This is a genomic window from Micromonospora sp. NBC_00330, from assembly GCF_036136635.1.
Taxonomy (GTDB): domain Bacteria; phylum Actinomycetota; class Actinomycetes; order Mycobacteriales; family Micromonosporaceae; genus Micromonospora; species Micromonospora salmantinae.
This window is the reverse complement of sequence record NZ_CP108012.1, coordinates 2,470,622-2,495,293: the sequence shown is the minus strand read 5'-3', so window position 1 is coordinate 2,495,293 and position 24,672 is coordinate 2,470,622. Positions and strand designations below refer to the sequence as shown.

The window sequence follows — 24,672 nt, the reverse complement described above, 5'->3', positions numbered from 1 at the left end:
GAAAGCGGCGGTCCCCGGGCAGCTCCCGGGAACGACGCGACGGTGGCGCGCTTGGGCGACCGCACCGCCGCCGCCTGGAAGCCTAGGCGGGAAACGGCTGGTCGGAACCGTGCCGACGGGCGGTCCGAGCGGCCCGCCGGACATTTGATCGCGTCGATCAGGTTGATTGACGCCCGTCAGCGGCGGCGGCTAGGTTTCTGGACCATCGTCCAGGCGGGCGCCGTCAGCGGACGGCCCTGGGCTGCCACACGATGGAGGTTCCATGGCAACGGCAACCCCGAAGAGATGGCCTGTCATCGCCGCTGCGGCCGCGCTGTTGGTCGCCGGCGCACCCGCCGTCGTCGCCAGCGCCGGTCCGTCCGGCACCGCCGCCAGCCGGCCCGACCGCGCCGAGTGGGCGGGCAGTTGGGCCACCGCTGTCACCCGGGGCAACTCGGTCGGGTTGACCAACACCGGCCTCAACAACCAGAGCGTCCGGATGATCGTGCACGTGTCGGTGGGCGGCCCGGCGCTGCGGGTCCGCCTGAGCAACCTCTACGGCGAGCAGGCGGTACAGGTCGGTCGCGCCACAGTGGCCCGGCCGAACACCGGCACCCCCGACGACCTCTCCGACATCGACGCCGCCTCGGTACGCCCGCTGAGCTTCACCGGTGCCACCGCGGCGACCATGAACCGGGGCGCCGAGTTGCTCAGCGACCCGTTGACCTTCCCGGTCGCGGACGACAGCGACCTGGTGGTCACTGTGCACTTCCCGACGCCGACCGGCCCGACCACGTTCCACGGGCAGTCCCAGCAGGCCAACTTCATCGGTGCCGGGGATCTGACCGGGGTGGCCGAGGGCACCGGGTTCACCACCCGTCCCACGTGCTGCTGGTTCTTCCTCTCCGGCGTCGACGTGCAGCGCAAGGGCAGTCCCGGCGCGCTGGTAGTGCTCAGCGACTCCATCGGTGACGGCAACGGCAGCACCGTCAACGCCAACCGGCGCTGGCCCGACCTGCTCTCCGACCGGCTGCTCGCCGACCGGCCGGACAAGCGCACCCCGGGCGTGCTCAACCTGAGCCTGGCCGGGAACCGGCTCAACCACGAGGGCACCGAGCCGGGCGACGGCAACTACCCGGGCTACTACCAGCTCGGCCCGAACGCGGCGGCCCGGCTCAACGAGGACGTGTTCGGCCAGACCGGGGTGCGTACCGTCGTCACCCACCTGGGCATCAACGACATCTGGATGTCGAACGACTCGCCCGAGGCGATCATCGGCACGCTGCGGCAGATCAACCAGCAGCTCCAGCAGCGCGGGCTGACCAGCCTGGTGGCCACGCTGACGCCGTACGAGGGGCACGGCGCGCCGGGCGTGTGGACGCCGCAGAAGGAGGCCACCCGCCAGGCGGTGAACGCGTACCTGCGCGGCAGTCGGGAGTTCGACGGGCTGCTCGACTTCGACCGGGTGCTGCGCGACCCGGCACGGCCCAGCCAGCTGCTGCCCGCGTACGACTCGGGGGACCACATCCACCCGAACGACGCCGGCAACCAGGCACTGGCAAACGCCGTGCCGCTGCGGCTGCTCGATCTGTGACATCGGCCGGGGGCGGCGGGTGATCCCCGCTGCCCCCGGTCACCGACATCGGCGGGGGAGGAGTTGGCCGTGGACGTGGACGAGATACTCACCGGCCTGTACAGCGAGGAGGGCCGACAGGACCCGTACCCGTGGTACGCGGACCTGCACCGGCTCGGCCCGATCAGCGCGGTGCCGGCGCGCGCCGAGCACCGGACGGTGGCCGCCGTCGCGGTCGGCTACGACCTCGTCGACGGGTTGCTGCGCGACCCGGAGTGGACGAAACAGCCGCCGCCGGGCTGGGAGGAGCAGGAGATCCTGCAGACCTTCCAGACCTCGATGATGTTCGTCAACCCGCCCGATCACACCCGGATGCGGCACGTCTTCGCCCGCACCTTCACGCCGCGCCGGCTCGGCGCGCTGGAACCGGTGATCCTGCGGGTGGTCGACGAGCTGCTGGACCGGATGGCGGACGCCGGGGATGGCGTGGTCGACTTCGTGGCCGACTTCGCGTACCCGATCCCGGCCCTGGTGATGGCCGAGTTCATCGGCATCCCGGCCGCCGAGTTGCAGTGGTACCGCGAGCGGGTGGAGTGGATCGACGAGTTCCTGGACGTGGCGGGGAAGACCCCGCAGCGGCTGGCCGCCGCCAACACCGCCGCCCGGGAGTTGCGGGCCTTCTACCGGGAGCTGCTCGGGCACCGCCGCCGGGTGCCCGGGGACGACCTGCTCACCGCGTTGGTCGAGGCGCTCGACTCCGGGGAGGTGGAGCTGACCGAGGAGGAGCTGGTCAGCAACCTGATCGTGCTGTTCAACGCCAGCTTCGTCACCACCGTCTACATGTTCAGCAACGGGCTGCCGATGCTGCTGGCCCAACCGCAGACCGTCGCGGCGCTGCCCACCGACGCCACGCTGGCGCAGGGCTGCGTGGACGAGGTGCTGCGGTTGGCGAGCCCCGTGCACTTCCTGGCCCGCGCCGCGCCCGCCGACACGGTGCTGCACGGCGTGCCGGTCGCCACCGACGACAACGTGCTGATCATGATCGGGGCGGCCAACCGGGACCCGGCCCGCTTCCCGGCCCCGGACACCTTCGACCCGACCCGTTCCGGCCCCCCGTCGCTGGCCTTCGGGGTCGGCCCGCACTTCTGCCTCGGCGCGGCGGTGTCGCGGTTGGAGGGCCGCCTCGCGTTGCCCCGGCTGTTCGCCCGGTTCCCCGCGCTGACGGTCACCGAGACGCCGACGTACAGCGGCAGCCTGTTTCTGCGCGGCATCGACACGTTGCTGGTCAGCACCGGTGGATAGGAGCGACATGGCAGTGCACCCGGAGGTGGCGGCCTACCGGGCGGCCCGCGCCGCGGCCGGCACCCCGCCGCTGTACGCACAGACCCTGTCCGAGGCGCGCGCCGCGGACCTGGCCGCGATCCGCGCCGGCAGCGGCGCGGTCGAGCCGGTGACCGAGGTACGCGACGAGCGGATCCCCGGCCCCGCCGGGGAGCTGCCGCTGCGGGTGTACCGGCCGGCCGGGTCGGGTCCGCTGCCCACAGTGCTGTACTTCTTCGGCGGCGGCTGGACGCTCGGCAGCATCGACACCGCCGACGGCATCTGTCGGCGCCTGGCCAACGCCGTGCCCTGTCAGGTGATCACCGTCGGGTACCGCCTCGCCCCGGAGCACCCCTTTCCGGCGGCGGTGCACGACTGCCACGCCGCCACCTCGTGGATCGCCCGGCACGCCGACGAGTGGGGAGTGGACCCGACCCGGCTGGCGGTGGGCGGGGACAGCGCCGGCGGGAACCTGGCCGCCGCGGTCACGCTGCTCAGCCGTACGGACGGGCCGCCGCTCGCCGCGCAGCTGCTGGTCTACCCCAACACCGACCAGAGCGGCGAACCATCCGGGGACGACGATTCGGCGTTGTTCAACCGCCGTTCGGTCGCCTGGTACCGGACGCACTACCTGGCCGACCCGGCGCACGCCAAGGATCCGCTGGCCTCGCCACTGCTCGCCGACGACCTGTCCGGGTTGCCGCCGGCGCTGGTGATCACCGCCGAACTGGATCCCCTGCACGCCGAGGGGCAGCGGTACGCCGAGCGGCTGCGCGACGCTGGTGTGTCCACCCGGCTGGAGCACTACCCGGGCATGATCCACGGGTTCTTCGCCATGCCGGGCACCTTCACCGACGGTCGGCGCGCGCAGGAAAGCGCCGCGGCCTTCCTCCGCGAGCGCTTCGGACTGCCGCCCGGGGGCGGAGCGGATGACCCGGCCGAGCTGGATGCCGCGACGGGCCCGGGGCCGGGCGATGGGTGAGCGGGTGTTGGCCGACCTGCCGGCCGTGTCGCTCGCCGACTACGCCGAGCGGGCCCGGGCCGTGCTGCCGCCGGACGTGTGGGACTACCTGGCCGGCGGCAGCGCGTCGGAGGTGACCCTCGCCGCGAACCGCCGCGCGCTGGACCGGGTCGCGGTGCTGCCCCGGGTGCTGCGCGGGGTGGACACCGTCGACCTCGGCACCCACCTGCTCGGCCGTCGGTACGCCATGCCGGTCGGGGTGGCGCCGATGGCGTACCAGCGGTTGGTGCACCCGGACGGAGAGCTGGGTCTGGCGGCGGCGGCCGGCGCGGCCGGGATCCCGTACCTGGCCAGCACGCTGGGCAGCACCCCCATCGAACAGGTCACCGGGGCGGGCGCGGACGTCTGGTTCCAGCTCTACTGGCTGCGCGACCGGGCGCTCGTCCGCGACCTGCTGGACCGGGTCGTCGCGGCCGGCTGCCGGGCGCTGGTCGTCACGGTGGACGTCCCGGTGCTCGGCCGACGCCCCCGGGACCTGCGCAACGCGTTCCGACTGCCGGCCGAGGTGGTCGCCGCGAACCTCCCCGACGGTCGCGACGCGCTGGCGCACTCCGGTGCCCCCGGGGTGTCCGCGATCGCCGCGCACACCGCCGCGTCGTTCGCGCCGGCGCTGCGCTGGGCGGACCTGGCGTGGCTGCGCGAGCAGGTCGACCTGCCGCTGGTGGTCAAAGGGCTGCTGGACCCGCGCGACGCGACCGAGGCGGTACGGGCCGGCGCGGACGCGGTGGTCGTCTCCAACCACGGGGGGCGGCAACTGGACGGCTCACCGGCGAGCGTCACCATGCTGCCGGAGGTCGTCGACGCGGTCGAGGGCCGCTGCCAGGTGCTGCTGGACAGCGGCATCCGGTGCGGCACCGACGTGCTGCGGGCCCTGGCGTTGGGTGCGGCCGGGGTACTTGTCGGCCGGCCGCTGCTCTGGGCCCTCGCAGCCGGTGGCGAACCGGCCGCCCGGGACGCGTTGGGACTGCTCGTCGCCGAGCTGACCGACGCGCTCACCCTGGCCGGCTGCGCCGACGTGGCGGCGGCCGGCGAGCTGCGTACCCTCGGGGTGGGCTGAGCGATGAGCGCCGCCGAACCGGTCGACCTGACCGTCGCCGACCTGCACCCCGCGCTGGGCGATCCGGCGCTGACCTCGATGAACTTCCTCAACGAGGTGTCCGAGCGCTACCCGGCGGCGGTGTCCCTCGCGGCCGGCCGGCCGTACGAGGAGTTCTTCGACCTCGCGGCGGTGCACCGCCACCTCGACACCTTCCACCGGCACCTCGTCGACGACCTGGGGCACCGCCCCGAGCAGGCCCGGCGGCTGCTGCTCCAGTACGGCCGGACGAAGGGCATCGTGCACCACCTGATCGCCCGCAACCTCGCTGTCGACGAGGGGATCACCGTCGACCCGGAGGACGTGGTGGTGACCGTCGGCTGCCAGGAGGCCATGTTCCTGGTGCTGCGGGCGCTACGGGCCGGGCCGACCGACGTGCTGCTCGCTGTCGCCCCGACCTACGTCGGCCTGACCGGGGCGGCCCGGCTGGTGGACCTGCCGGTGTGGCCGGTCGCCGGTGGGCCGGCCGGGGTCGACCTGGCCGACCTGGCCGCCCAGGTGCACCGGGCCCGGGCGGCGGGGCTGCGGCCGCGCGCCTGCTACCTGATGCCGGACTTCGCCAACCCCTCCGGGATCAGCATCGACACCGCACACCGGCAACGGTTGCTGGACCTGGCCGGGCAGGAGGATCTGCTGCTGCTGGAGGACAACCCGTACGGACTGTTCCACAGCGACGACGGGCCGCGCCCGCCCACCCTCAAGGCGTTGGACACCGGCCGGCGGGTCGTCTACCTCGGCTCGTTCGCCAAGACCGTGCTCCCCGGCGCGCGGGTCGGGTACGTCGTCGCCGACCAGCGGGTGGCCGGCCCGGACGGGCGGGTCGGCCCGCTCGCCGACCAACTCGCCATGATCAAGAGCATGGTCACCGTGAACACGTCGCCGATCGCGCAGGCCGTGATCGGCGGCCGGCTGCTGGAGCACGGATGCAGCCTGGTGGCCGCGAACACCCGGGAGCGGTCCGCGTACACAAGGAATCTGCGCCACCTGGTGGCCGGCCTCACCCGGCGCTTCCCCGATCAGCCGGACCGGCCCGCGGTGCGGTGGACGGTGCCGGCCGGCGGGTTCTTCGTGGTGGTGACAGTGCCGTTCCCGGTGGACGACGCGTTGCTGGACCGCTCGGGGCGCGACTACGGGGTGCTGTGGACGCCGATGGCGCACTTCTACGACGACACAGTGCCGGTCCACGCGTTGCGGTTGTCGGTCAGCGCTGTCACACCGGAGCAGATCGACGTCGGGCTGGATCGCCTCGCGGTGCTGATCACCGACGAGTTGGCTCGCCGGGCGGGTTGACACACCGCGTTCATCGGATGGCAATGCGCGACGACCCGCGTGCCGCCGTCCTGGTTGGACGGTCATAATAAGCCGCATGGTTGCCTGGGAGTACGCCCTGCTCGTCCGTCGCTATCAGGGACAGGGCCGCAATTTTCACGTCTCGTTCGTCTGGTACGCGCCGGACGGGTCACGCAAGGACATCACCGCCTACGGCGACACCGCCATCGCGCACCTCAACCGCGCCGGCCGGGAGGGGTGGGAGCTGGTCTCCGCCGCCGAGGACGTCAACAACGTCCAGGGCAGCACCGAGGTCCACCGCTACCACCTGAAGCGCCCGATGGCCTGACGGTCGCACCCCTCGCGTCGATCATGGGGTTGTGGTGGTGGACGAAAGTCGTTTACCAGCCCGGATCGGGCACCACAACTCCATGATCGACGCGGTTGAGGGCTAGCTCAGGTCGATGCCGGGGTAGAGGGGGTACGTGGCCAACAGGTCGGTGGCCTGGCGGGCGATCTTGTCGGCCAGGCCGGCGTCCAGGTTGTACTTCGCCTTCGACGGGGTGCCGTCGGCGTTGGCGCCGGCGGTGGTCTGGGTCAGCACGGTGTGGATCAGCTCGGCGGTCTGGTCCATCTCGGCGGCGCCCAGGCCCCGGGTGGTCAGCGCCGGGGTGCCGATCCGGATGCCGGACGTGTACCAGGCGCCGTTCGGGTCCTGCGGGACCGAGTTGCGGTTGGTGACGATGCCCGAGTCGAGCAGGGCCTGCTCGGCCTGCCGGCCGGTGAGCCCGTAGCCGGACACGTCGATCAGCACCAGGTGGTTGTCGGTGCCGCCGGTGACCAGCGTCGCGCCCCGGCTCAGCAGCCCCTCGGCGAGCGCCTGCGCGTTGTCGACGATCCGCTGGGCGTAGTCGGCGAAGTCGGGCCGGCGGGCCTCGGCGAGCGCTACCGCCTTGGCGGCCATCACGTGCGGCAGCGGACCGCCGAGCACCATCGGGCAGCCCCGGTCCACCTGGTCGGCCAACTCCGGCTGGCAGAGCACCATGCCGCCGCGCGGGCCGCGCAACGACTTGTGCGTGGTGGTCGTGACGATGTGCGCGTGCGGCACCGGGTCGAAGTCGCCGGTGAACACCTTGCCGGCCACCAGGCCCGCGAAGTGCGCCATGTCGACCATGAAGGTGGCGCCGACCGAGTCGGCGATCTCGCGCAGGATCCGGAAGTTCACCTTCCGGGGGTACGCCGAGTAGCCGCCGACCAGGATCAGCGGCTTGAACTCACGGGCGGCCTCGGCCACCCGGTCGTAGTCGATCAGGCCGGTCGCCGGGTCGGTGCCGTAGCTGCGCTGGTCGAACATCTTGCCGGAGATGTTCGGCCGGAAACCGTGGGTGAGGTGGCCGCCGGCGTCCAGCGACATGCCGAGCATCCGCTGGTTGCCCAGCTCGCGGCGCAGCGCGAACCAGTCGGCCTCGGTGAGGTCGTTGACCTGGCGGACCTGAGCCTTCTTCAGGGCGGGGGACTCCACCCGGTCGGCCAGCACGGCCCAGAAGGCGACCAGGTTGGCGTCGATGCCCGAGTGCGGCTGCACGTACGCGTGCGCGGCGCCGAACAGCTCCCGGGCGTGCTCGGCGGCCAGCGCCTCGACGGTGTCGACGTTCTGGCAGCCGGCGTAGAAGCGGCGGCCGACGGTGCCCTCGGCGTACTTGTCGCTGAACCAGTTGCCCATGGCCAGCAGGGTCGCCGGGGAGGCGTAGTTCTCGCTCGCGATCAGCTTGAGCGACTCCCGCTGGTCGGTCAGCTCGGCGCCGATGGCGTCGGCGACCCGCGGCTCGACAGCCCGGATCACCTCAAGGGCACTCCGGAATGCGGTGGATTCGGCGTTGCGGGACATGCGACCTCCAACAGACGTGCGGGAAGGCCCAGGCGCTCGGCAAACGTCCACGTGACGAGGCCGCTCCCCGATGGTTCTCCATCCCCACGCGCCAGTAACGGCCCGGGAGGATCCTACCGGGCCGGAACCGGCCGGTCGGGCCACCCTCCGGGAGGCGACCCCGCCGACGTGATTGGGCGGTGCGTCGCGGGGCACACGGTAGGAGACCACCGCACCGTCACGGGTGCGGCCAGGGTTCGCACAGAAGGAGTCGAGACCATGACCACACCCACCTCCGACCGGCCGCTCGCCCTGGTCACCGGGGCCTCCAGCGGGATCGGGTACGAGCTGGCGGCGCAGTTCGTCGAGCACGGCTTCGACCTGGTCATCGCGGCCGAGGACGACGGCATCGAGGCGGCCGCGCAGAAGCTGCGCCGCGACGGCGGCCCGCAGATCTGGTCGGTCCGCGCCGACCTGGCCCGCGAGCAGGGCGTGACGGAACTGGTGTCCGCCGTCACCGCGACCGGACGGCCGCTGGACGCGCTGGCGCTCAACGCCGGTCGGGGCGCCGGTGGCGCCTTCGTCGGCGGCACCGACCTCGCTGACGAGTTGGAGATCGTCGACCTCAACGTGCGCTCGACGGTGCACCTGGCGAAGCGGCTGCTGCCCGGGATGGTCGAGCGGGGCACGGGCCGGGTCCTCTTCACCTCGTCGATCGCCTCCACCATGCCGGGGCCGTTCCAGGCGGTCTACAACGCGTCGAAGTCGTTCGTGCAGTCCTTCGCCGAGGCGCTGCGCAACGAGCTGAAGGACACCGGTGTCACGGTGACCTCGCTGATGCCCGGGCCGACCGACACGGAGTTCTTCGACCGGGCCGACATGGAGGACACCCGGGTGGGCTCGGGCAAGAAGGACGACCCGGCGAAGGTCGCCGAGCAGGGCTTCGAGGCGATGATGAGGGGTGATCAGACGATCACGGCCGGCTCGCTGATGAACAAGGTGCAGACCGCCGCCGGCAAGATCATTCCGGACAAGCTCAAGTCCGAGCAGCACCGCCGGATGGCCGAGCCGGGATCGGGCAGCTGACCCGTGGCGCACGACGAAGGGCCCGGCATCGTGCCGGGCCCTTCGGTGTGAACGGGTGCCTCAGGCCGTCACCGCATCGAGCGCCTTCTTGATCGCCTTCGGCGCGGTGGGGGTACGCGGCGCGTCCGCGCGCAGCGCGATCATCTTCTCGCCGATCTCCTGGAGCTGTTTGCGGCCCAGCGCGTCGCGGACCTTGGGGAACCACTCCTGCTCTTCCTCCTCGACGTGGTGGGTGACGTTCTCGATCAACACTGTCGTCTTGGCGTTGAACCGCTCGTCGTCGGCGTCCATGCTGGCCAGCTCGGCGCAGAGCACATCGGCGACGTGGTGTTCCTCGTACGACTCGAGGATGTCGTCCTCCAGGTCGGGCAGGAGTCGGCGGACCTCCGGATACATCACCTCGTTCTCCAGGTAGGTGTGCACGGTCAGTGCCTCCAGGATCTGGTCCACCAACTTCTGCCGCTGGCTCGCCGGCCCCTCCTCGGCGTCCTGGAAGGCCTTGAACAGGCGGCGCATTTCCTTGTGGTCCTCTTTGAGCAGGACGATGGCATCGGTCGACACCGGTATGACCTCCCTGAAGAGTCTCGGCTGGTGGGGTTCCGGTACCCCGACGCCGGATGCGGAAACAGGTGAAACCGCCTCAGACCATCGCCAGGGTGCGGGGGATCTCGTCGAGCAACTCCCGAGCCAGAAAACCGATCCGGCCGTAGCGGGGAATCAGTCGCTGGCCGCTCACCGAATGCGAGAACGAGCCCCAGCAGGCCGCCTGCGCCGGGTCGGCACCCCGGGACAGCAGCCCCGCCAGCAACCCGGCGAGCACGTCCCCGCTGCCGGAGGTGCCCAGCCCGGCGTCGCCGCTCTCCTCCCGCCAACCCCGACCGTCCGGGGCGGCCACGTGCCCGTACAGCGACACGACCGCCTCGTACCGCGCTGCCAACTCGGCCGCCTCGGCGTCCAGGTCGTCGCCCGGCTCCCGCCCGAGCAGGTGCCCGGCCTCGGTGACGTTGGGGGTGAGCACCACGGGTCGACCCGAGCCGACCAGCAGGTCCGGTGCGTGGCTGAGCGCACCGAGGGCGTACGCGTCGAGCACCAGCGACGTGTCCGGACGGGCCGCCTCCAGGACCAGGCTCAGCAGGCGGTTGGTCTCGTCGATCGCCTTCAGGCCGGGGCCGATCGCCACCACGTCGGCCTGCGCGACCAGGTCGCCGAGCTGGCCGTCCCGGTCGGCGGCCACCGCGCCGTCGGCGGTCTCCGGCAGGCCGACCACCAGCGCCTCGGGCACCTGGATGCTCAGCGCGGCTGCTGTGGACTCGGCGGCGGCGAGCTGGAGCACCCCGGCACCGGCGCGCAACGCGGCCACCCCGGCGAGCAGCACCGCACCCGGCGTGAAGCGGGAACCGCCGACCACCAGCACCGTGCCCCGGCTCTCCTTTCCACCGACCGGCACCGGCAGCGCCCAGTCCCGCAGCAACGCCGGGGTGATCACCTTCACCTCAGACCGGCTCGGCATGGATCTCGTCCTCCCTGGTCGGCTGGGCGCCCTGCTGACGCAGGTGCGCGACGTCGTTGAAGGCGGTGAGGGCCAGGCCGTCCTCGCCGTCCGCCGACCACTCGGTGATCGAACAGTTGGCGATCACGTCCTGTCGGGTGAGCGCCATCAGCTCGTCCTCGGTCAACCCCTCCAGCAGATAGCGAAGCAGGAAGACCAGCGCGTCGTGGCCGAAGAGCAGCACGCGGCACCCCTCGTGGTCGCGGCGCAGATCGCCCAGCAGCGTCCGCAGCCGCAACGCCACGTCCGTCCAGGACTCCCCGCCCGGCGGCCGGTAGTAGAACTTGCCCAACCGCTCCCGGCGCTCGGCCTCGTCCGGGTACCGCCGGCGCACCCCGTGCCCGGTCAGCCCGTCGAGGATGCCCAGCTCCCGGTCGCGCAGCCGCTCGTCGCGGTGCACGGCAATGTCGGTGCCGGCCAGCGCCAGCCGGGAGGTCTGCACCGCGCGCAGGTACGGCGAGACCACCGCGACGTCGGGGCGCCTCGCGTCCGGCAGCTCGGCCAGCCAACGGCCGGTCGCCCGAGCCTGCTCCTCTCCGGTCGGAGAGAGTGGCACGTCGGCGTCGCGGTGGGTGAGGTCGATCAGCTCCGCGCCCGACGCCTCGGCGTGCGTCGCCGCGACGTTCGCGGTGCTCTCGCCGTGTCGGACGATCCAGAGGGTTGCCAGTTCCGCCATGCGGCCCCCCTACCCGGGCGCCGCCGACGGTAACCGTGTCCGGTCTTCGCTGTCGGTTTCGGGGCAGCGCCGCGATCTGGTGATGCGAGACAATGTGTGCCGGACAGCCGACGGGGGGCGACAATGACTGTCTTGCGAGGGCTGCGGGAAGCGCTCCTGTTGTTCGCGGTGGTCGGGGCGCTGGTCGCGGTCGCGGCAATGATCTGGGTGGCGGTCGCTGGCGGTGACTACACCGCTCGGTTGGGCATCGGGTTGGTTGTGGTGGGCGGGCTCCTCGGTGTGACGGGTGACCTGACGATGAGTCGGATCGGCATGCTGGGCCCGCGCGCCATGTTCGGCGCTGCAGTGGAGCGCGAGACCGCTGGCGGTGGGCGCGTGCTCACCGGGGTCGGCATCTTCCTCTTCGTCGGGCTGCCACTGATCGTGGTCGGCGTGCTGCTGCTCACCTGACCGAGCGCATCATCGCTGCGGAAGACAGCTCCGCCGGCGCCGCGCCAGTGTCCGTCCGGTGGCCGTGCGGCGCGCTTGTGCGTCGTACCCTCAGGGCGTGGCCACGGCGGCGGAGGAGATCCAGGTGGGGGAGCGGCTGGTCCGCGTCTCCAGCCCCGACAAGCCGTACTTTCCCGAGCGTGGGCTGACCAAGCTGGACGTGGTCCGCTACTTCCTGGCGGTCGGTGACGGGATCCTGCGGGCGCTGCGGGACCGGCCGACAATGCTGGAACGCTGGCCGCGCGGTGTCTTCGAGGGCGCGACGATCGCCACCCGCCAGACCAACCGGGGCGACGCGTTCTACCAGAAGCGGTTGCCGGCCGGCGCGCCCGAGTGGGTGCGGACCGCGCACATCACCTTCCCCAGTGGCCGTACCGCCGACGAGGTCGCGCCGAGCGAGTTGGCAGTGGTCATCTGGGCGGCCAACCTGGGCACCCTGCGGTTCCACCCGTGGCCGGTCACCGCCGCCGACGTGGAACGCCCCGACCAGCTGCGCATCGACCTGGACCCGATGCCTGGCGTCGGCTTCGAGCAGGTGGTGCCGGTGGCGCACGAGGTGCGGGCGTTCCTCGCCGAGCTGGGCATGACCGCCTACCCGAAGACCACCGGCGGTCGGGGGCTGCACGTCTACCTGTCGATCGAGCCGCGGTGGAGCTTCGGTGACTGCCGCCGGGCGGTGCTGGCACTGGGTCGGGAGATGCAGCGTCGGCTGCCGGACCTGGTCACCACCACCTGGTGGCGCGAGCAACGGGACCGGCCGGTCTTCGTCGACTACAACCAGATGGCCCGGGACCACACGGTGACCTCGGCATACTCGATCCGGCCGACGCCGGCCGCGCTGGTCTCCGCGCCGCTGGACTGGTCGGAGCTGGACCAGGTCCGTCCGGAGGACTTCGACGTGCTCAGCATGCCGGCCCGGTTCGCCGAGCGCGGCGACCCGCACGCCGGCCTGGACGGTGACCGGCACTCGCTGGAACCGCTGCTGGAAATGGCCGACCGCGACGGGCTGGAGGCCCCGCCGGAGCGCTGAGCCGGACGGTCACGCCCAGGGGCTGCCAAGCCCGTCGAACTCCTCGAAGACCAGCCAGGTGCGGGTGGACAGCACCCCGGGAATGCTCTGCACCCGGCCCAGCACCACGTCGCGCAGCGCCGCGTTGTCCGGGGCGCGCACCAGCGCGAGCACGTCGTGGTCACCGCCGAGCAGCGCGGCGTGCTCGATGTAGCGCACCCGGGCCAGCTCGGCCGACACCTCCCGCCAGGTGTTCTGCTCGATGGTCAGGGCGATGTACGCCGACGTGCCCAGCCCGGCCGCCTCGGGCGCCACCTGGGCCCGGAACCCGGTGATCACCCCGTCGCGGAGCAACCGCTCCACCCGCGCGTACGCGTTGGTGCGGGAGATGTGGATCCGTTCGGCGAGGGTGCGCACCGACGTCCGACCGTCGCGGACCAGCTCGTCGAGGATGCGCCGGTCGACCTCGTCCAGGGCTCGGGCCGATCGTCCCGATCCCGCGCCCCGGCTCGCTTCGTCGGCGGTCTCCTGGCTCACTGCTGGGCCCTCCGCATGCCAACCGTCCCGCCTTCCGTGTCGATCTTGAGTCAATCATCCACAAGCGGAAGCATAGGCTCACCACACGTCCCAGGAGGTTCCGCCGTGACGACCACTCCCCAGGCGGTCCGCAGGGCATCCCCGCGCACCCGTCGAACGGTCACCCCGCCCGACCCGGCGCGCTCGTTGCTACCGGACGCCGAGCCGGTCCGCCTGCTCGCCGAGAACGGCACACCGCTGCCCGCCCGCGCCGACTACCCCGAACCACCCGCCGAGGTGCTGCGCGAGCTGTACCGGCGGATGGTGCTCGGCCGCCGGTTCGACACCCAGGCGACCGCACTGACCAAGCAGGGCCGGCTCGCCGTCTACCCGTCCTCGCGGGGCCAGGAGGCGTGCCAGGTCGGCGCGGTCCTCGCGGTCCGCGACACCGACTGGGTCTTCCCCACGTACCGCGAATCGATGGCGCTGGTTGCCCGAGGCATCGACCCGGTCGAGGTGCTCACCCTGCTGCGCGGCGACTGGCACTGCGGCTACGACCCGACCGCTGTGCACACCGCGCCGCAGTGCACCCCCCTCGCGACCCAGTGCGTGCACGCCGCCGGGTTGGCGCACGGCGAGGCGTACCAGGGTCGCGACACAGTGGCGCTGGCCTTCATCGGCGACGGCGCCACCAGCGAGGGCGACTTCCACGAGGGGATCAACTTCGCCGCCGTGTTCAAGGCGCCGGTGGTCTTCTTCGTACAGAACAACAAGTACGCCATCAGCGTCCCGCTGTCGCGGCAGACCGCCGCGCCGTCGCTGGCCTACAAGGGCGTCGGCTACGGCGTACCCAGTGAGCAGGTCGACGGCAACGACCCGGTCGCGGTGCTCGCCGTGCTCACCCGCGCGGTCGCCCACGCCCGGGCCGGCAAGGGACCGTTCCTGGTCGAGGCGCACACCTACCGGATGGAGCCGCACACCAACGCCGACGACGCCACCCGCTACCGCGACGGCGCCGAGGTCGACGCCTGGCGGGACCGGGACCCGGTCGCTCGGCTGGAGACCTACCTGCGCGCCCGCGGTGTGCTCGACGACGCGGCTGTCGCCGAGATCGCCGAGCAGGCCGAGGCGTACGCGGCGGACCTGCGGACCCGGATGAACGAGCAGCCCACCGTCGACCCGCTGAGCCTCTTCGACCACGTCTACGCCGAGCCCACCCCGCAGCTGATCGAACAGCGTGAGCAGGTCCGCGCCGAGCTGGCCGCCGCCCACGCCGAGGAGGGTGACGCCTGATGGCCACCACCATGGCGAAGGCGCTCAACACCGCGCTCGCCGACGCGCTCGCCGCCGACGACCGGGTCGTCGTCTTCGGTGAGGATGTCGGCGCGCTCGGCGGCGTCTTCCGGATCACCGACGGCCTCCAGGCCCGCTTCGGCGAGAACCGCTGCTTCGACACACCCCTCGCCGAGGCCGGCATCGTCGGCTTCGCCGTCGGCATGGCCATGTCCGGCCTGCGCCCGGTGGTCGAGATGCAGTTCGACGCGTTCGCGTACCCGGCGTTCGAGCAGATCGCCTCGCACGTGGCGAAGCTGCGCAACCGCACCCGGGGCGCGCTGAGCGTGCCGATCGTCATCCGCGTGCCGTACGCGGGCGGGATCGGCGGAGTCGAGCACCACTGCGACTCGTCCGAGGCGTACTACGCGCACACCCCCGGACTGAAGGTGGTCACCCCGGCGACCGTCGACGACGCGTACTCGCTGCTGCGTGAGGCTATCGAGGACCCCGACCCGGTGATCTTCATGGAGCCCAAGAAGCTCTACTTCGCCAGCGCCGAGGCGTCTCTGCCGACCCGCAACGAGCCGTTCGGCCGGGCCGTCGTGCGCCGGCCCGGACGCGACGCCACCCTCGTGGCGTACGGGCCGGCGGTGCCGGTCGCGTTGGAGGCCGCCGAGGCCGCCCGGGAGGAGGGGTGGGACCTGGAGGTCGTCGACGTGCGCACCATCGTGCCGTTCGACGACGAGACCATCATCGCCTCGGTCCGGCGTACCGGCCGGTGCGTGGTGATCCAGGAGGCGCCCGGCTTCGCGGGCGTCGGCGCGGAGATCGCCGCCCGGGTGCAGGAGCGCTGCTTCCACGCGCTGCACGCCCCGGTGCTGCGGGTCGCCGGACTGGACATCCCGTACCCCGCGCCGATGCTGGAGCACACCCACCTGCCCGGCGTCGACCGGGTGCTCGACGCGGTGGCCCGCCTCCAGTGGGACGACCAGCCGGACGCGCGTTGGGCGGCGGCATGACCATCGTCGAACGGACGCAGGTCTTCCTCCTGCCCGACCTGGGCGAGGGGCTGAGCGAGGCCGAGATCGTCGAGTGGCGGGTCGCCGTGGGTGACGTGGTCACCGTCGACCAGAGCGTGGTCGAGGTGGAGACCGCCAAGGCCGTCGTCGACGTGCCCTGCCCGTACGCCGGACGGGTGGTCACCCTGCACGGCGCGGCCGGTGAGGTACGCCCGGTCGGCCAGCCGTTGATCACCATCGCGCCGCTGGACGGGGGCGACGAGCCCGCCGGGCACGCCACCTACCGCGAGGAGGAGCGGGCCGGTTCCGGCAACGTGCTGATCGGGTACGGCACCGGCCACGGCACCGCCACCCGCCGTCGGCGTCGACCCCGCCTGGCGGTGGCCCCCGACCCGGCCGACGTCGGCCCGACCGGCGGCACCGGCGCGGCTGCGGCGTCCGGCGACCCGGCACCGCCCACCGCCGCCCTGGTCATCTCACCGATCGTGCGGCGGCTGGCCCGTGAGCACGGCGTCGACCTCGACACGGTGCGGGGCACCGGACCCGGAGGCGTGATCCGCCGCGCCGACGTGCAGGCCGCGCTGACCGCGCCCGCCACCCGGCTCGCCGCCGTGCCGGACCCGCAGGTCGGGGCGGCCCCGGTCGGGGACGGCGACGTCATCGTCCCGCTGACCGGCGTCCGCAAGGTGATCGCCGACAAGCTCTCCCGCAGCCGGCGGGAGATCCCGGAGGTGACCATCTGGGTCGACGTGGACGCCACCGGGCTGCTGGAGACCCGCGCCGCGATCAACGCCGCGACGCCCGACGCGCCGGTGAGCATCCTGGCCCTGCTGGCCCGGATCTGCCTCAGCGGACTGCGCCGGTTCCCGCAGCTCAACGCCCGGGTCGACACCGAGGCGCAGCGCATCGTCCAGTCCGCCGGGGTGCACCTCGGCATCGCCGCGCAGACCGACCGGGGGCTCCTGGTGCCGGTGCTGCGCGACGCCCAGCGGCTCACCACCGCCGAGCTGGCCGCCGAACTGGCGGCGACCACCGCCGCCGCGCGGGCCGGCAGCCTGCCCCCGGCCCGGCTGACCGGTGGCACCTTCACCCTCAACAACTACGGGGTGTTCGGCGTCGACGGCTCCACACCGATCATCAACCACCCCGAGGCGGCCCTGCTCGGGGTCGGGCGGATCGTGGACAAGCCGTGGGTGGTCGACGGGCAGCTCGCCGTCCGCAAGGTGACGCAGCTCAGCCTCACCTTCGACCACCGGGTCTGCGACGGCGGGGTGGCCGGCGGCTTCCTGCGGCACGTCGCCGACTGCGTGGAGCGCCCGGCGCTGCTGATCGCCGCCGTCTGACGCGTACCCCCTCGGCCCCGGCGCTGCCCCCGTGCGGCGCCGGGGCCGGCGCACGCCCGGGGCTCCCCGGCGGTGTCATCGGGCCGGGGTTTCCCGGCGGCCTCACCGGGAAGTCGGCCCCGCCGGAGCGCACCGAACGCGTCGAAGGGAGCCCGCCCGTGGCCGTGGCGAACGAGCTGCTACTGAACTCGGTCCGGGTACGACGGCCCGCCTCGGCCGGCGCGCCGCTGTACTGCGACGCGCTGGAGTACGGGCTCACCGGTGACGGCGCGACAAACGACCAGCCGGCGCTGGCCGCCCTCGTGGACCGCCTCGGCGCCGGATACGCCTCGGACGGACGGGCCCGGGTCATCTACTGCCCGCCGGGCATCTACTCGATCCGGGACGCGGGCACTGTGTGGCGCAGCGGTGTGTCGCTGATCGGGGCCGGCCCAGCGGCGACCCGGTTCATGCTCAGCAACGAGGGCAACCGGGCCGACCCCACCCCGTTGGCCTTCTGGACCACAGTGCAGCACGGCGCCGACCGGGACCGGCACATCGCCGACTGCACCTTCTCCGACTTCCAGATCGACGGCTCCGGCGTCGCCATGGCCGAGTACAACTACCTGGCCAAGGGCCTCGGCATCCAGTACATGGTGCGGGGCGTCTTCCGCAACCTCTACATCCACCACACCGCGGCCACCGGGCTGGGCTGCGACTTCCTCCAGGACTCCCTCATCGACGGCGTGGTGGTGGTCGGCTGTGGCCGACTGGACAACGGCGAGCAGATGGGCGGCGCCGGCATCGGGATCGGCATCGGCGGCTGGGGCACCGTGGAGCGGCTGACCATCGCCAACTGCACCGCCCTGGCCAACGGCACCAACGGCATCTTCCTGGAGCTGCAGAAGGACTACTGGCCGCCGCCGCGCGGCTACCGCATCGTCGGTTGCCACAGCCAGGGCAACCGCTTCGGCATTTCCGACTGGGGCGCCGACGGCCTGATCGTCTCCGCCTGCACCATGACCGGAAACCTGGAGACCGGGTTCGACGTGTCCGCGCAGGGCACCTCGTCGGTGGCCGGCCGGGGCGGGCTGCTCACCGACTGCGTCATCGACGGCAACATGTGCGACGGAATCAGCATCGGCAACAGCCCCGGCCCGTACACCGTCCGGGGCAACCGGATCAGCGGCAACGGCCGGCACGGCTATCACTCGCACGACCTCGGACGCGGCTACCGGGGCTCCATCCGGGACGTGGTGATCGAGAGCAACGAGTTCTGGGGCAACGGCCTCGACGCGATCCGGATCGACCACCAGATGACCGACGCGGTGCTGCTCAACAATCGGATCCGCAACAACGGACGGCAGTACGGCGAGGCCACCGGCGGTACCGGCGACGCCGTCCGCTACAGCGAGCGGTGCCTGGTGGACCGGTCGGCCAACTGGCCGCACGACGGGCACCGGGGCAAGGTCCTGCGGGTCGGGAAGGCCGTGGCCATGGTGGCCTCCAACACCGGTGACGAACTCACCCTCGCCCCGGTCCGCCCGGACGCGTTCACCGCGTGGAGCGGGGACGTGCCACCGCCGGGATGCGGATACGAGCTGGCCGCCGCGCCAGAGCTGCGGGCCGGCATCACCATCGACGCGCCGTTCGACTCGGCGACCATCCGGGGCAACCGGGTCTGGGACAACCACGACAACCCGACCCAGACGCACGGGCTGTGGATCACCGAGCGGGGCAGTTGCGTGGACTGCCGGGTCGAGGACAACGACCTGGCCGGCAACGCCGACGAGGGGATGCGACTGGACACCCCGCCGGTGGGCGGACGGTGGCGGGACAACCACGTGGACAGCGACTGGAGCTGACCGGCCGCCGTCCCGACGCCCCGACGATTCCAGACCTTGGAGTTGAACGACGTGTGGCGGCGGCCGGAACACTCCGGCCGCCGCCACAGTCGTGGTTGAACCGATCAGCCGGCCAGACCCGCCACCGGGGTCGGGTCCAGCACCACCGTCGCCGAACCGGACTGGGCGGGTACGCCCGGGTCGGTCGGCGCGTCGGTGTACTCCGCGACGAACACAGCGGTCAGGTTGTCCGCGCCGCTGTGCCCACCGTCCAGGAAGGTGGGAATGGTCCCGGAGCAACCCGTCGAGGTGGAGAGCGGGTGCCCGTGCTCATCGTGCCCGAGCACGTAGGTGACCTTCACCCGGGAGCAGTCCACCGGCAGGTCGTCGGTGACCTTCACCTCGTACGCGACCGTCTGCCCGAACTGGAACGGCTGCCCGGCCTCCGGGGTGACGAACTCGACGACCGGCGCGGTCGGCCCGACCACCAGCGGCAGGGACGCCGAGGCGGACCGTCCGGTGCGGTCGGTGACCTTCAACGTCGGCGTGTACGAGCCGTTCTCCGGGAACGTCCAGCTCGCGTTCGGAGCGGTGCTGTCCACCGAGCCGTCCGCGTTGAAGTCCCACGCGTAGCTGAGCTTGTCACCGTCCGGGTCGGTCGTGCCGGCGCTGGAGAACGCGACGGTCAGCGGGGCCTGCCCGACGGTCGGGGTGCCACTGATCTTCGGGATCGGCGTCCGGTTGCCCCGGACGAAGTCGATCCGGGACAGCTGCGCGTCCGGGTTCTCGGCGAAGTAACCGTCGCCGTACTCCAGGACGTAGAGCGCGCCATCCGGGCCGAACTCCATGTCCATCGGGTTGTCCACTACCAGCGACGGCACCACCGGGCGGATGTCGTCGACGTCGCCGTCCTCGTCGAGGCGGAACTCCTTGATGTAGTCCCGGGTCCACTCGTAGAACAGCGGCACCCCGTCGTAGTAGGCCGGCCAGCGGGTACGCGACGTGCTGGTCCCGTCGTAGTCGTACGCCGGGCCGCCCATCGGGCCGATGCCGCCGGTGCCCAGCTGCGGGAAGTCACTCGACGCGGCCGAGGGGTACCAGACCTCCGGCTGCTCGACCGGCGGCAGCACGCGCTTGCCGGTGTTGTGCGGTGATTCGTTGACCGGGCGCTTGCAGTTGAACGGGGCGCCGGACTCGCCGGTCGCGAAGTCGTAGTCGCGGTAGGCGATCGTCGGCGTCACACAGTACGGCCAGCCGTAGTTCGCCGGCTTGTCGATGCGCATCCACCGACCGTGCCCGGCCGGCCCGCGCTCCGGGTTCGGGTTGGAGGCGTCCGGGGAGTAGTCGCCCAGGTACACGTCGTCGGTACGCCTGTCGACCGCGAACCGGAACGCGTTGCGCAGCCCCATCGCGTAGATCTCCGGGCGGGTCTGCGCCGTGCCGGGCTTGAACAGGTTGCCGGCCGGCACCGTGTAACCACCACCGGCCTTCACCTTGATGCGCAGCAGCTTGCCGCGCAGGTCGTTGGTGTTGGCCGAGGTGCGCTGGGCGTCGTACGCCGGGTGGCGGTCGGCCCGCTCGTCGATCGGGATGTAGCCGTCGGAGGCGAACGGGTTGGAGTCGTCACCGGTCGACAGGTAAAGGTTGCCCTTGCTGTCGAAGTCGATCTGGCCGCCGACGTGGCAGCAGATGCCCCGGTCGGTGGGCACGTCGATGATCTGCTGCTCGCTGGCGAGGTTCAGCTTCATCCCGTCCAGCTTGAACCGGGACAGCCGCAGCGCGCCCTTGAACCGCTGCCAGTCCGCCTCGGTGCCGGTCTCCGGCGCGTCCCCCTCGTTGACGCCGGGGGTCGCCGGGTCGTCCACCGGAGTGTCCATCGGCGGCGAGTAGTAGAGGTACACCCACTTGTTCTGGGCGAAGTTCGGGTCGATGGCGACGCCCTGCAAACCCTCCTCGTCGTGCTCGTACACCGGAATGTCGGCGGCGAGGGTGTTCAGCCCGGTGCGCGGGTCGTGGATGCGGACCTCACCGGTGCGGGAGGTGTGCAGCACCCGCAGGTCGGGCAGGACGGCGAGGCTGATCGGCTCGCCCGGGAAGTCGTTCAGTGTCACTTTCTGGAAGCTGCTGTCCGGCGGCGCGGCCGGCGCTGCGGAGGCTGCCGACGGTGGTACGACCAGACCGGCCGTCACCAACAGCAGGGCGGACGCAAATGCGGTCCTGTTCATCAGGTGAGTCCCCCGGGGTGGTTTCAGTACCGAAGTGAAGCGAGATAGTCGAAGCCGACGCGAGCGGTGTCCAGGGCGTCGGCGGGGGAGCGCGGCGCGGTGCCCGCGTCGTCACGCTCCACGATGTACTCCTCGATGCTGGCCTCCCGCTCGTGGGCGAAGATGCGGCCGAAATCGATGACGCCGTCGCCGAGGTCGGCGAAACCACCCTCGACGTCGAGGTCCTTGACGTGCACCTGGCGGATCCGACCGCGGTTGGCCCGGATCACGTCGACCGGGTCGTGGGCGCCCCGCCAGGTCCAGTAGAGGTCGAGCTCGAAGTGGACCAGCCGGGAATCGGTCTGCGAGCTGAGGATGTCGAACCCGGTCGAGCCGCCGGTCAGCGGCACGAACTCGAGCTGGTGGTTGTGATAGCCGAAGTCCAGCCCCGCGCGTTCGGCGAGCCGACCGGCGCGGTTCAGGTCCCGGGCCAGGGCCCGGTAGACGGCGGGGTCGCGGATCGGCTGACCGGCCGCGTCCCGACCGAAGTACGGGTGGACGATCTTCTTGCAGCCCACCACGTTGGCGTCGGCGAGAGCCTGCTCCCAGGTGGCGGCGTCGAACGGCTGCGGGATGCCGACGTGCCCGGAGGTGGAACGCAGCCCGGCCTCGTCGAGCGCGGCCCGGAACTGTGCGGCGGTGCGTCCGACGAAACCGGCGTGCTCCACTCGCCGGTAGCCGATCCGACGCAGCGCGTCCAGAGTGCCGGGCAGATCGGCGGCGAGCTGATCACGCAGCGTGTAGAGCTGAATGCTGATCCGGTCCACCGGCACCCGTCGGCGGCCCTGGGCCTGCCCGGCGGATGCGGTGGGCGCGGCGACGGCCGGGCCGCCGAGCAGACCGGCGGCGCCGACAGCGGCTGCGGAGACGGTCGCGGCGCGCAGCACTCCACGCCGGCTGACCGGCTCGGACGCCGGCGTCGGCCCCGGTCGGTTGAGTTGTTGATCCATGGTGGTGGTCCCTTCCTGACGGCTGGTACGCCGTCGGCGGCGGTCGACCTGACTGCCGTCCGCCGGGCGCGCCGAACCGGCCGGAGGCGGGCTCCGGCTGGACGGTGAGGGACGGCGCGGGTGCGGCCCGGACCCATCGGGAGCGGAACGCGGCGACCCGGCAGAGGTGGCGGCAAGTTGATCGACGAATGGGCAACCCTCTATCTAGATCGAGACCTTACCCTTGCCTCCGGACGAAGGCAAAGCTTTGTCGCGTTCGCCGGAAGTTTCGCTTCAACTGACAAAAGTCCGCCCACGAGGTGCGCCACCCGGCCTGACCTTCTACTTCCCGTGCCCACCGCGCCGCGCGCGATCGGCGTCTCGGCCGCCCGCCCCGCCCGGCCCGCCCCGCCCGGCCCGCCCGGCCCGCCCCGCCCGGCCCGCCCGGCCCGCCCCGCCCGGCCCGCCCCGCCCGGCCCGCCCCGCCCGGCCCGCCCGGCCCGCCCCGCCCGGCCCGCCCCGCCCGGCCCGCCCGGCCCGCCCCGCCCGGCCCGCCCGGCCCGCCCCGCCCGGCCCGCCCGGCCCGCCCCGCCCCGCCCCGCCCGGCCCGCCCCGCCCCGCCCCGCCCGGCCCGCCCCGCTCGGCCCCGCTCGGTCCGCCCCCGCCCGGCCCCCCGCCCCGCCCCGCCCCGCCCGGCCCCGCCCGGCCCCGCTCGGTCCGCGCCGCCCGGCCCGCCCGCCCCGCCCGCCCCGCCCGCCCCGCTCGGTCCGCCCCCGGTGCGTGATCCACTCGGGTTCATGTAAGTCGCGGTGTCAGGGCGACCGGGATGCCGCGACTTCCTTGAAGTCGAGTCGATCATGAAGCGCGTCGACCCCATCGGCGATCCGGAACCGGACAAACGTCGCGGCTCGGATCCGGGTAGCTCGGATCCGGGTAGGTGGTGACACGCCGGGCGTTGCAGGCGGACCGGGACGGGTCGCGTCTTGGTGGCGTCAACTCCCCACGCAACCGCTTCCCTCTGCTGCGTGCGCACCGAGCCCGCCCTCAGGTGCCCCCGGCCATTCGGACAGTCGACGTTGCGTCGCTCAAGCGGAGCAAAGCGCATGACACGGGTCGGTTGAACCCCTGTTCCGGCCAAGCGGAGCATTGTCGGAAAATGCGTCGATAAATGCGCCGCCGATTATTTCCGAATGCCGCGAATGGTCCCCTCAAGCGGGCAAGAATGTGGCGGAGGGAAGTCGAAAACGGGGGGACTGAAACATGACGTCTAGGCGGCGATTGACGCTGTTGGCGGTAACCATCGCGGCGGCACCACTCGTCCTGGGTGCGTGCACCGTCGACCGGGGTTCGGCGACCGGCTCGGCCAAGAAGCACGCCGCCCCACCGGAGCTCGCTGTGACCCCGGGGGACAAGGCCCGGGACGTCCCGGTCAGCGCCGAGGTGGGCACCGTGGTCAAGGGCGGGCGGGTCACCGGCGTACGCCTCACCGACGACAAGGGCAAGCAGGTCGACGCCGAGCCGCGCGAGGACGGCTCCGGCTGGGTACCGAGCGCACCGCTGCAACCACGACGGACCTACACCGCCGAGGTGACGGCGACCGGTGACTCCGGTGCCACCACCACCCGCACCACCACCTTCACGACGATGGCCAAATCGACCAAACCGCAGATCACCAGCACCCTCTATTTCAACGGCAATCGGACGTACGGCACGGCGATGCCGGTAACGGTGGCGTTCGACCCAGGAATTCCGAAAGAGGCCAGGGCGGATGTCCAGCGGCGGTTGTTCGTAAAGACGAATCCACCGCAACCGGGCGCTTGGTCGTGGCTCGAGGATGGAAGTCAGGTCTATTACCGTGCCCCCGATTTCTGGAAACCGGGGACCACCATCAGTGTCCGGGCCGGTCTGGAGGGTCTGCCGATCGGAAAGAAGCTGGTCGGCGACGCCGAGCGGACCGCGACCTCCAAGATCGGACGGCAGGTCTCGCTGGAGATCGACAACGCCACCAAGCAGATGACAGTGCTGCGCGACGGCAAGCAGGTCCGCCGGATCCCGGTGAGCCTGGGTAAGCCGAGCACGCCGAGTTCCAGCGGCAAGATGGTGATCATGGAGAAGCACGAGCGGGTCACCTTCGACACCCGGGGTGAGCCGAACGGTGGCTACGTGGTCGACGTCGACGACGCCCAGCGCTACACCTGGGGCGGCGAGTTCATCCACTCCGCCCCCTGGTCCGAGGGGGACCAGGGCAGCACCAACGTCTCGCACGGTTGCGCGAACGTCTCCGCCACCGCGGCCGACTGGTTGATGGGGGTGACGCAGGTTGGAGACCTGGTCACCGTCAAGGGCACCGAGGTGGAGTTGCAGCCGGGCAACGGCTGGACCGCGTGGAACGTGAGCTGGGACGAGTTCGCCCGGGGCAGCGCCCTGCCGGTGCCGCCCGGGCTCAAGCCCGCGCCGGTTGCCCCGGCGCACCCGGGCGCGGTGGCCGGCGGATCGCCCGCTCCGGCGCCCTCGGTCAGCGGCCGCTGAGACACCACCTGCGGCAGGACAGGGCCGGCCCGCCACGACG

Annotated in this window: 21 protein-coding genes and 1 riboswitch; of the genes, 14 read left to right on the top strand and 7 right to left on the bottom strand. The window is 72.1% G+C overall.

The window, feature by feature from the left end:
• Positions 1 to 295: 295 nt before the first annotated feature.
• The 6 genes from OG598_RS11035 (at position 296) to OG598_RS11010 (ending at position 6,607) form a co-directional block, all read left to right on the top strand.
• Positions 296 to 1,573, top strand: coding sequence for an SGNH/GDSL hydrolase family protein (locus tag OG598_RS11035; protein WP_328655314.1), 1,278 nt, complete (start codon positions 296 to 298; stop codon positions 1,571 to 1,573).
• A gap of 69 nt (positions 1,574 to 1,642) precedes the next feature.
• Positions 1,643 to 2,854 (top strand): cytochrome P450, encoded by a 1,212-nt coding sequence (locus tag OG598_RS11030; protein ID WP_328654321.1) that lies wholly within the window; start codon positions 1,643 to 1,645, stop codon positions 2,852 to 2,854.
• 7 nt (positions 2,855 to 2,861) lie between these two features.
• Positions 2,862 to 3,854, top strand: coding sequence for an alpha/beta hydrolase (locus OG598_RS11025; RefSeq protein ID WP_328654320.1), 993 nt, complete (start codon positions 2,862 to 2,864; stop codon positions 3,852 to 3,854).
• A complete protein-coding gene (locus tag OG598_RS11020; protein WP_328655313.1) occupies positions 3,847 to 4,950 on the top strand; it encodes an alpha-hydroxy acid oxidase in 1,104 nt (367 codons plus the stop codon). The genes OG598_RS11025 and OG598_RS11020 overlap by 8 nt, the downstream gene beginning before the upstream one ends.
• 3 nt (positions 4,951 to 4,953) lie before the next feature.
• Entirely contained in the window at positions 4,954 to 6,279 is a 1,326-nt protein-coding gene (locus tag OG598_RS11015; RefSeq protein ID WP_328654319.1) for an aminotransferase-like domain-containing protein, read from the top strand.
• A gap of 67 nt (positions 6,280 to 6,346) precedes the next feature.
• Complete coding sequence (locus OG598_RS11010; RefSeq protein ID WP_091397680.1) at positions 6,347 to 6,607, top strand: hypothetical protein; 261 nt, start codon at positions 6,347 to 6,349, stop codon at positions 6,605 to 6,607.
• Between the two features lie 102 nt (positions 6,608 to 6,709).
• Here OG598_RS11010 and OG598_RS11005 read toward each other — a convergent pair whose 3' ends face one another.
• Positions 6,710 to 8,146, bottom strand: coding sequence for a glycine hydroxymethyltransferase (locus OG598_RS11005; RefSeq protein ID WP_328654318.1), 1,437 nt, complete (start codon positions 8,144 to 8,146; stop codon positions 6,710 to 6,712).
• A 19-nt stretch (positions 8,147 to 8,165) separates the two neighbouring features.
• Positions 8,166 to 8,255, bottom strand: a riboswitch (ZMP/ZTP riboswitch).
• A 149-nt stretch (positions 8,256 to 8,404) separates the two neighbouring features.
• On the opposite strand from OG598_RS11005, the gene OG598_RS11000 reads away from it, so the two are divergent.
• Positions 8,405 to 9,211, top strand: a complete 807-nt coding sequence (locus tag OG598_RS11000; RefSeq protein WP_328654317.1) for an SDR family NAD(P)-dependent oxidoreductase — start codon at positions 8,405 to 8,407, stop codon at positions 9,209 to 9,211.
• A 60-nt stretch (positions 9,212 to 9,271) separates the two neighbouring features.
• Here OG598_RS11000 and OG598_RS10995 read toward each other — a convergent pair whose 3' ends face one another.
• From OG598_RS10995 to OG598_RS10985, 3 genes are all read right to left on the bottom strand, one after another.
• Entirely contained in the window at positions 9,272 to 9,772 is a 501-nt protein-coding gene (locus OG598_RS10995; RefSeq protein ID WP_238685752.1) for a hemerythrin domain-containing protein, read from the bottom strand.
• A 79-nt stretch (positions 9,773 to 9,851) separates the two neighbouring features.
• Complete coding sequence (locus OG598_RS10990) at positions 9,852 to 10,721, bottom strand: NAD(P)H-hydrate dehydratase (protein ID WP_328654316.1); 870 nt, start codon at positions 10,719 to 10,721, stop codon at positions 9,852 to 9,854.
• On the bottom strand, positions 10,705 to 11,436 hold the full coding sequence (locus OG598_RS10985; RefSeq protein ID WP_328654315.1) for a histidine phosphatase family protein: 732 nt from the start codon (positions 11,434 to 11,436) through the stop codon (positions 10,705 to 10,707). The genes OG598_RS10990 and OG598_RS10985 overlap by 17 nt, the downstream gene beginning before the upstream one ends.
• Before the next feature lie 123 nt (positions 11,437 to 11,559).
• Between OG598_RS10985 and OG598_RS10980 the strand changes: the two genes are divergently transcribed.
• Together OG598_RS10980 and OG598_RS10975 are read left to right on the top strand one after the other, a co-directional pair.
• Positions 11,560 to 11,886, top strand: a complete 327-nt coding sequence (locus OG598_RS10980) for a hypothetical protein (RefSeq protein ID WP_328654314.1) — start codon at positions 11,560 to 11,562, stop codon at positions 11,884 to 11,886.
• Between the two features lie 97 nt (positions 11,887 to 11,983).
• Positions 11,984 to 12,955 (top strand): DNA polymerase domain-containing protein, encoded by a 972-nt coding sequence (locus OG598_RS10975; RefSeq protein ID WP_328654313.1) that lies wholly within the window; start codon positions 11,984 to 11,986, stop codon positions 12,953 to 12,955.
• A gap of 9 nt (positions 12,956 to 12,964) precedes the next feature.
• Here the strand turns inward: OG598_RS10975 and OG598_RS10970 are convergent, their stop codons facing one another.
• The gene (locus OG598_RS10970; RefSeq protein ID WP_124854498.1) at positions 12,965 to 13,471 is read right to left on the bottom strand and encodes an Lrp/AsnC family transcriptional regulator; all 507 of its coding nucleotides are present in this window, start codon (positions 13,469 to 13,471) and stop codon (positions 12,965 to 12,967) included.
• Between the two features lie 105 nt (positions 13,472 to 13,576).
• Between OG598_RS10970 and pdhA the strand changes: the two genes are divergently transcribed.
• The 4 genes from pdhA to OG598_RS10950 all read left to right on the top strand — a co-directional run bounded on the left by pdhA (position 13,577) and on the right by OG598_RS10950 (position 18,931).
• The gene (gene pdhA / locus OG598_RS10965; RefSeq protein ID WP_442931468.1) at positions 13,577 to 14,743 is read left to right on the top strand and encodes a pyruvate dehydrogenase (acetyl-transferring) E1 component subunit alpha; all 1,167 of its coding nucleotides are present in this window, start codon (positions 13,577 to 13,579) and stop codon (positions 14,741 to 14,743) included.
• Entirely contained in the window at positions 14,740 to 15,744 is a 1,005-nt protein-coding gene (locus tag OG598_RS10960) for an alpha-ketoacid dehydrogenase subunit beta (RefSeq protein ID WP_328655311.1), read from the top strand. Before pdhA ends, OG598_RS10960 begins: the two co-directional genes overlap by 4 nt.
• On the top strand, positions 15,741 to 17,087 hold the full coding sequence (locus tag OG598_RS10955; RefSeq protein ID WP_442931467.1) for a dihydrolipoamide acetyltransferase family protein: 1,347 nt from the start codon (positions 15,741 to 15,743) through the stop codon (positions 17,085 to 17,087). The genes OG598_RS10960 and OG598_RS10955 overlap by 4 nt, the downstream gene beginning before the upstream one ends.
• A 164-nt stretch (positions 17,088 to 17,251) precedes the next feature.
• On the top strand, positions 17,252 to 18,931 hold the full coding sequence (locus OG598_RS10950) for a right-handed parallel beta-helix repeat-containing protein (RefSeq protein WP_328655309.1): 1,680 nt from the start codon (positions 17,252 to 17,254) through the stop codon (positions 18,929 to 18,931).
• A gap of 104 nt (positions 18,932 to 19,035) precedes the next feature.
• On the opposite strand, the gene OG598_RS10945 is transcribed toward OG598_RS10950, so the two are convergent.
• Together OG598_RS10945 and OG598_RS10940 are read right to left on the bottom strand one after the other, a co-directional pair.
• Positions 19,036 to 21,135 carry a PQQ-dependent sugar dehydrogenase gene (locus tag OG598_RS10945; protein WP_328654312.1) on the bottom strand — a complete coding sequence of 700 codons (2,100 nt, stop codon included), beginning with the start codon at positions 21,133 to 21,135 and terminating at the stop codon, positions 19,036 to 19,038.
• Positions 21,136 to 21,158: 23 nt separating this feature from the next.
• Positions 21,159 to 22,124: a sugar phosphate isomerase/epimerase family protein gene (locus OG598_RS10940; protein ID WP_328654311.1), complete on the bottom strand. Its 966-nt coding sequence runs from the start codon at positions 22,122 to 22,124 to the stop codon at positions 21,159 to 21,161.
• A gap of 1,239 nt (positions 22,125 to 23,363) precedes the next feature.
• Here OG598_RS10940 and OG598_RS10935 point away from each other — a divergent pair.
• Positions 23,364 to 24,632, top strand: a complete 1,269-nt coding sequence (locus tag OG598_RS10935) for a L,D-transpeptidase (protein ID WP_328654310.1) — start codon at positions 23,364 to 23,366, stop codon at positions 24,630 to 24,632.
• Positions 24,633 to 24,672: the final 40 nt, after the last annotated feature.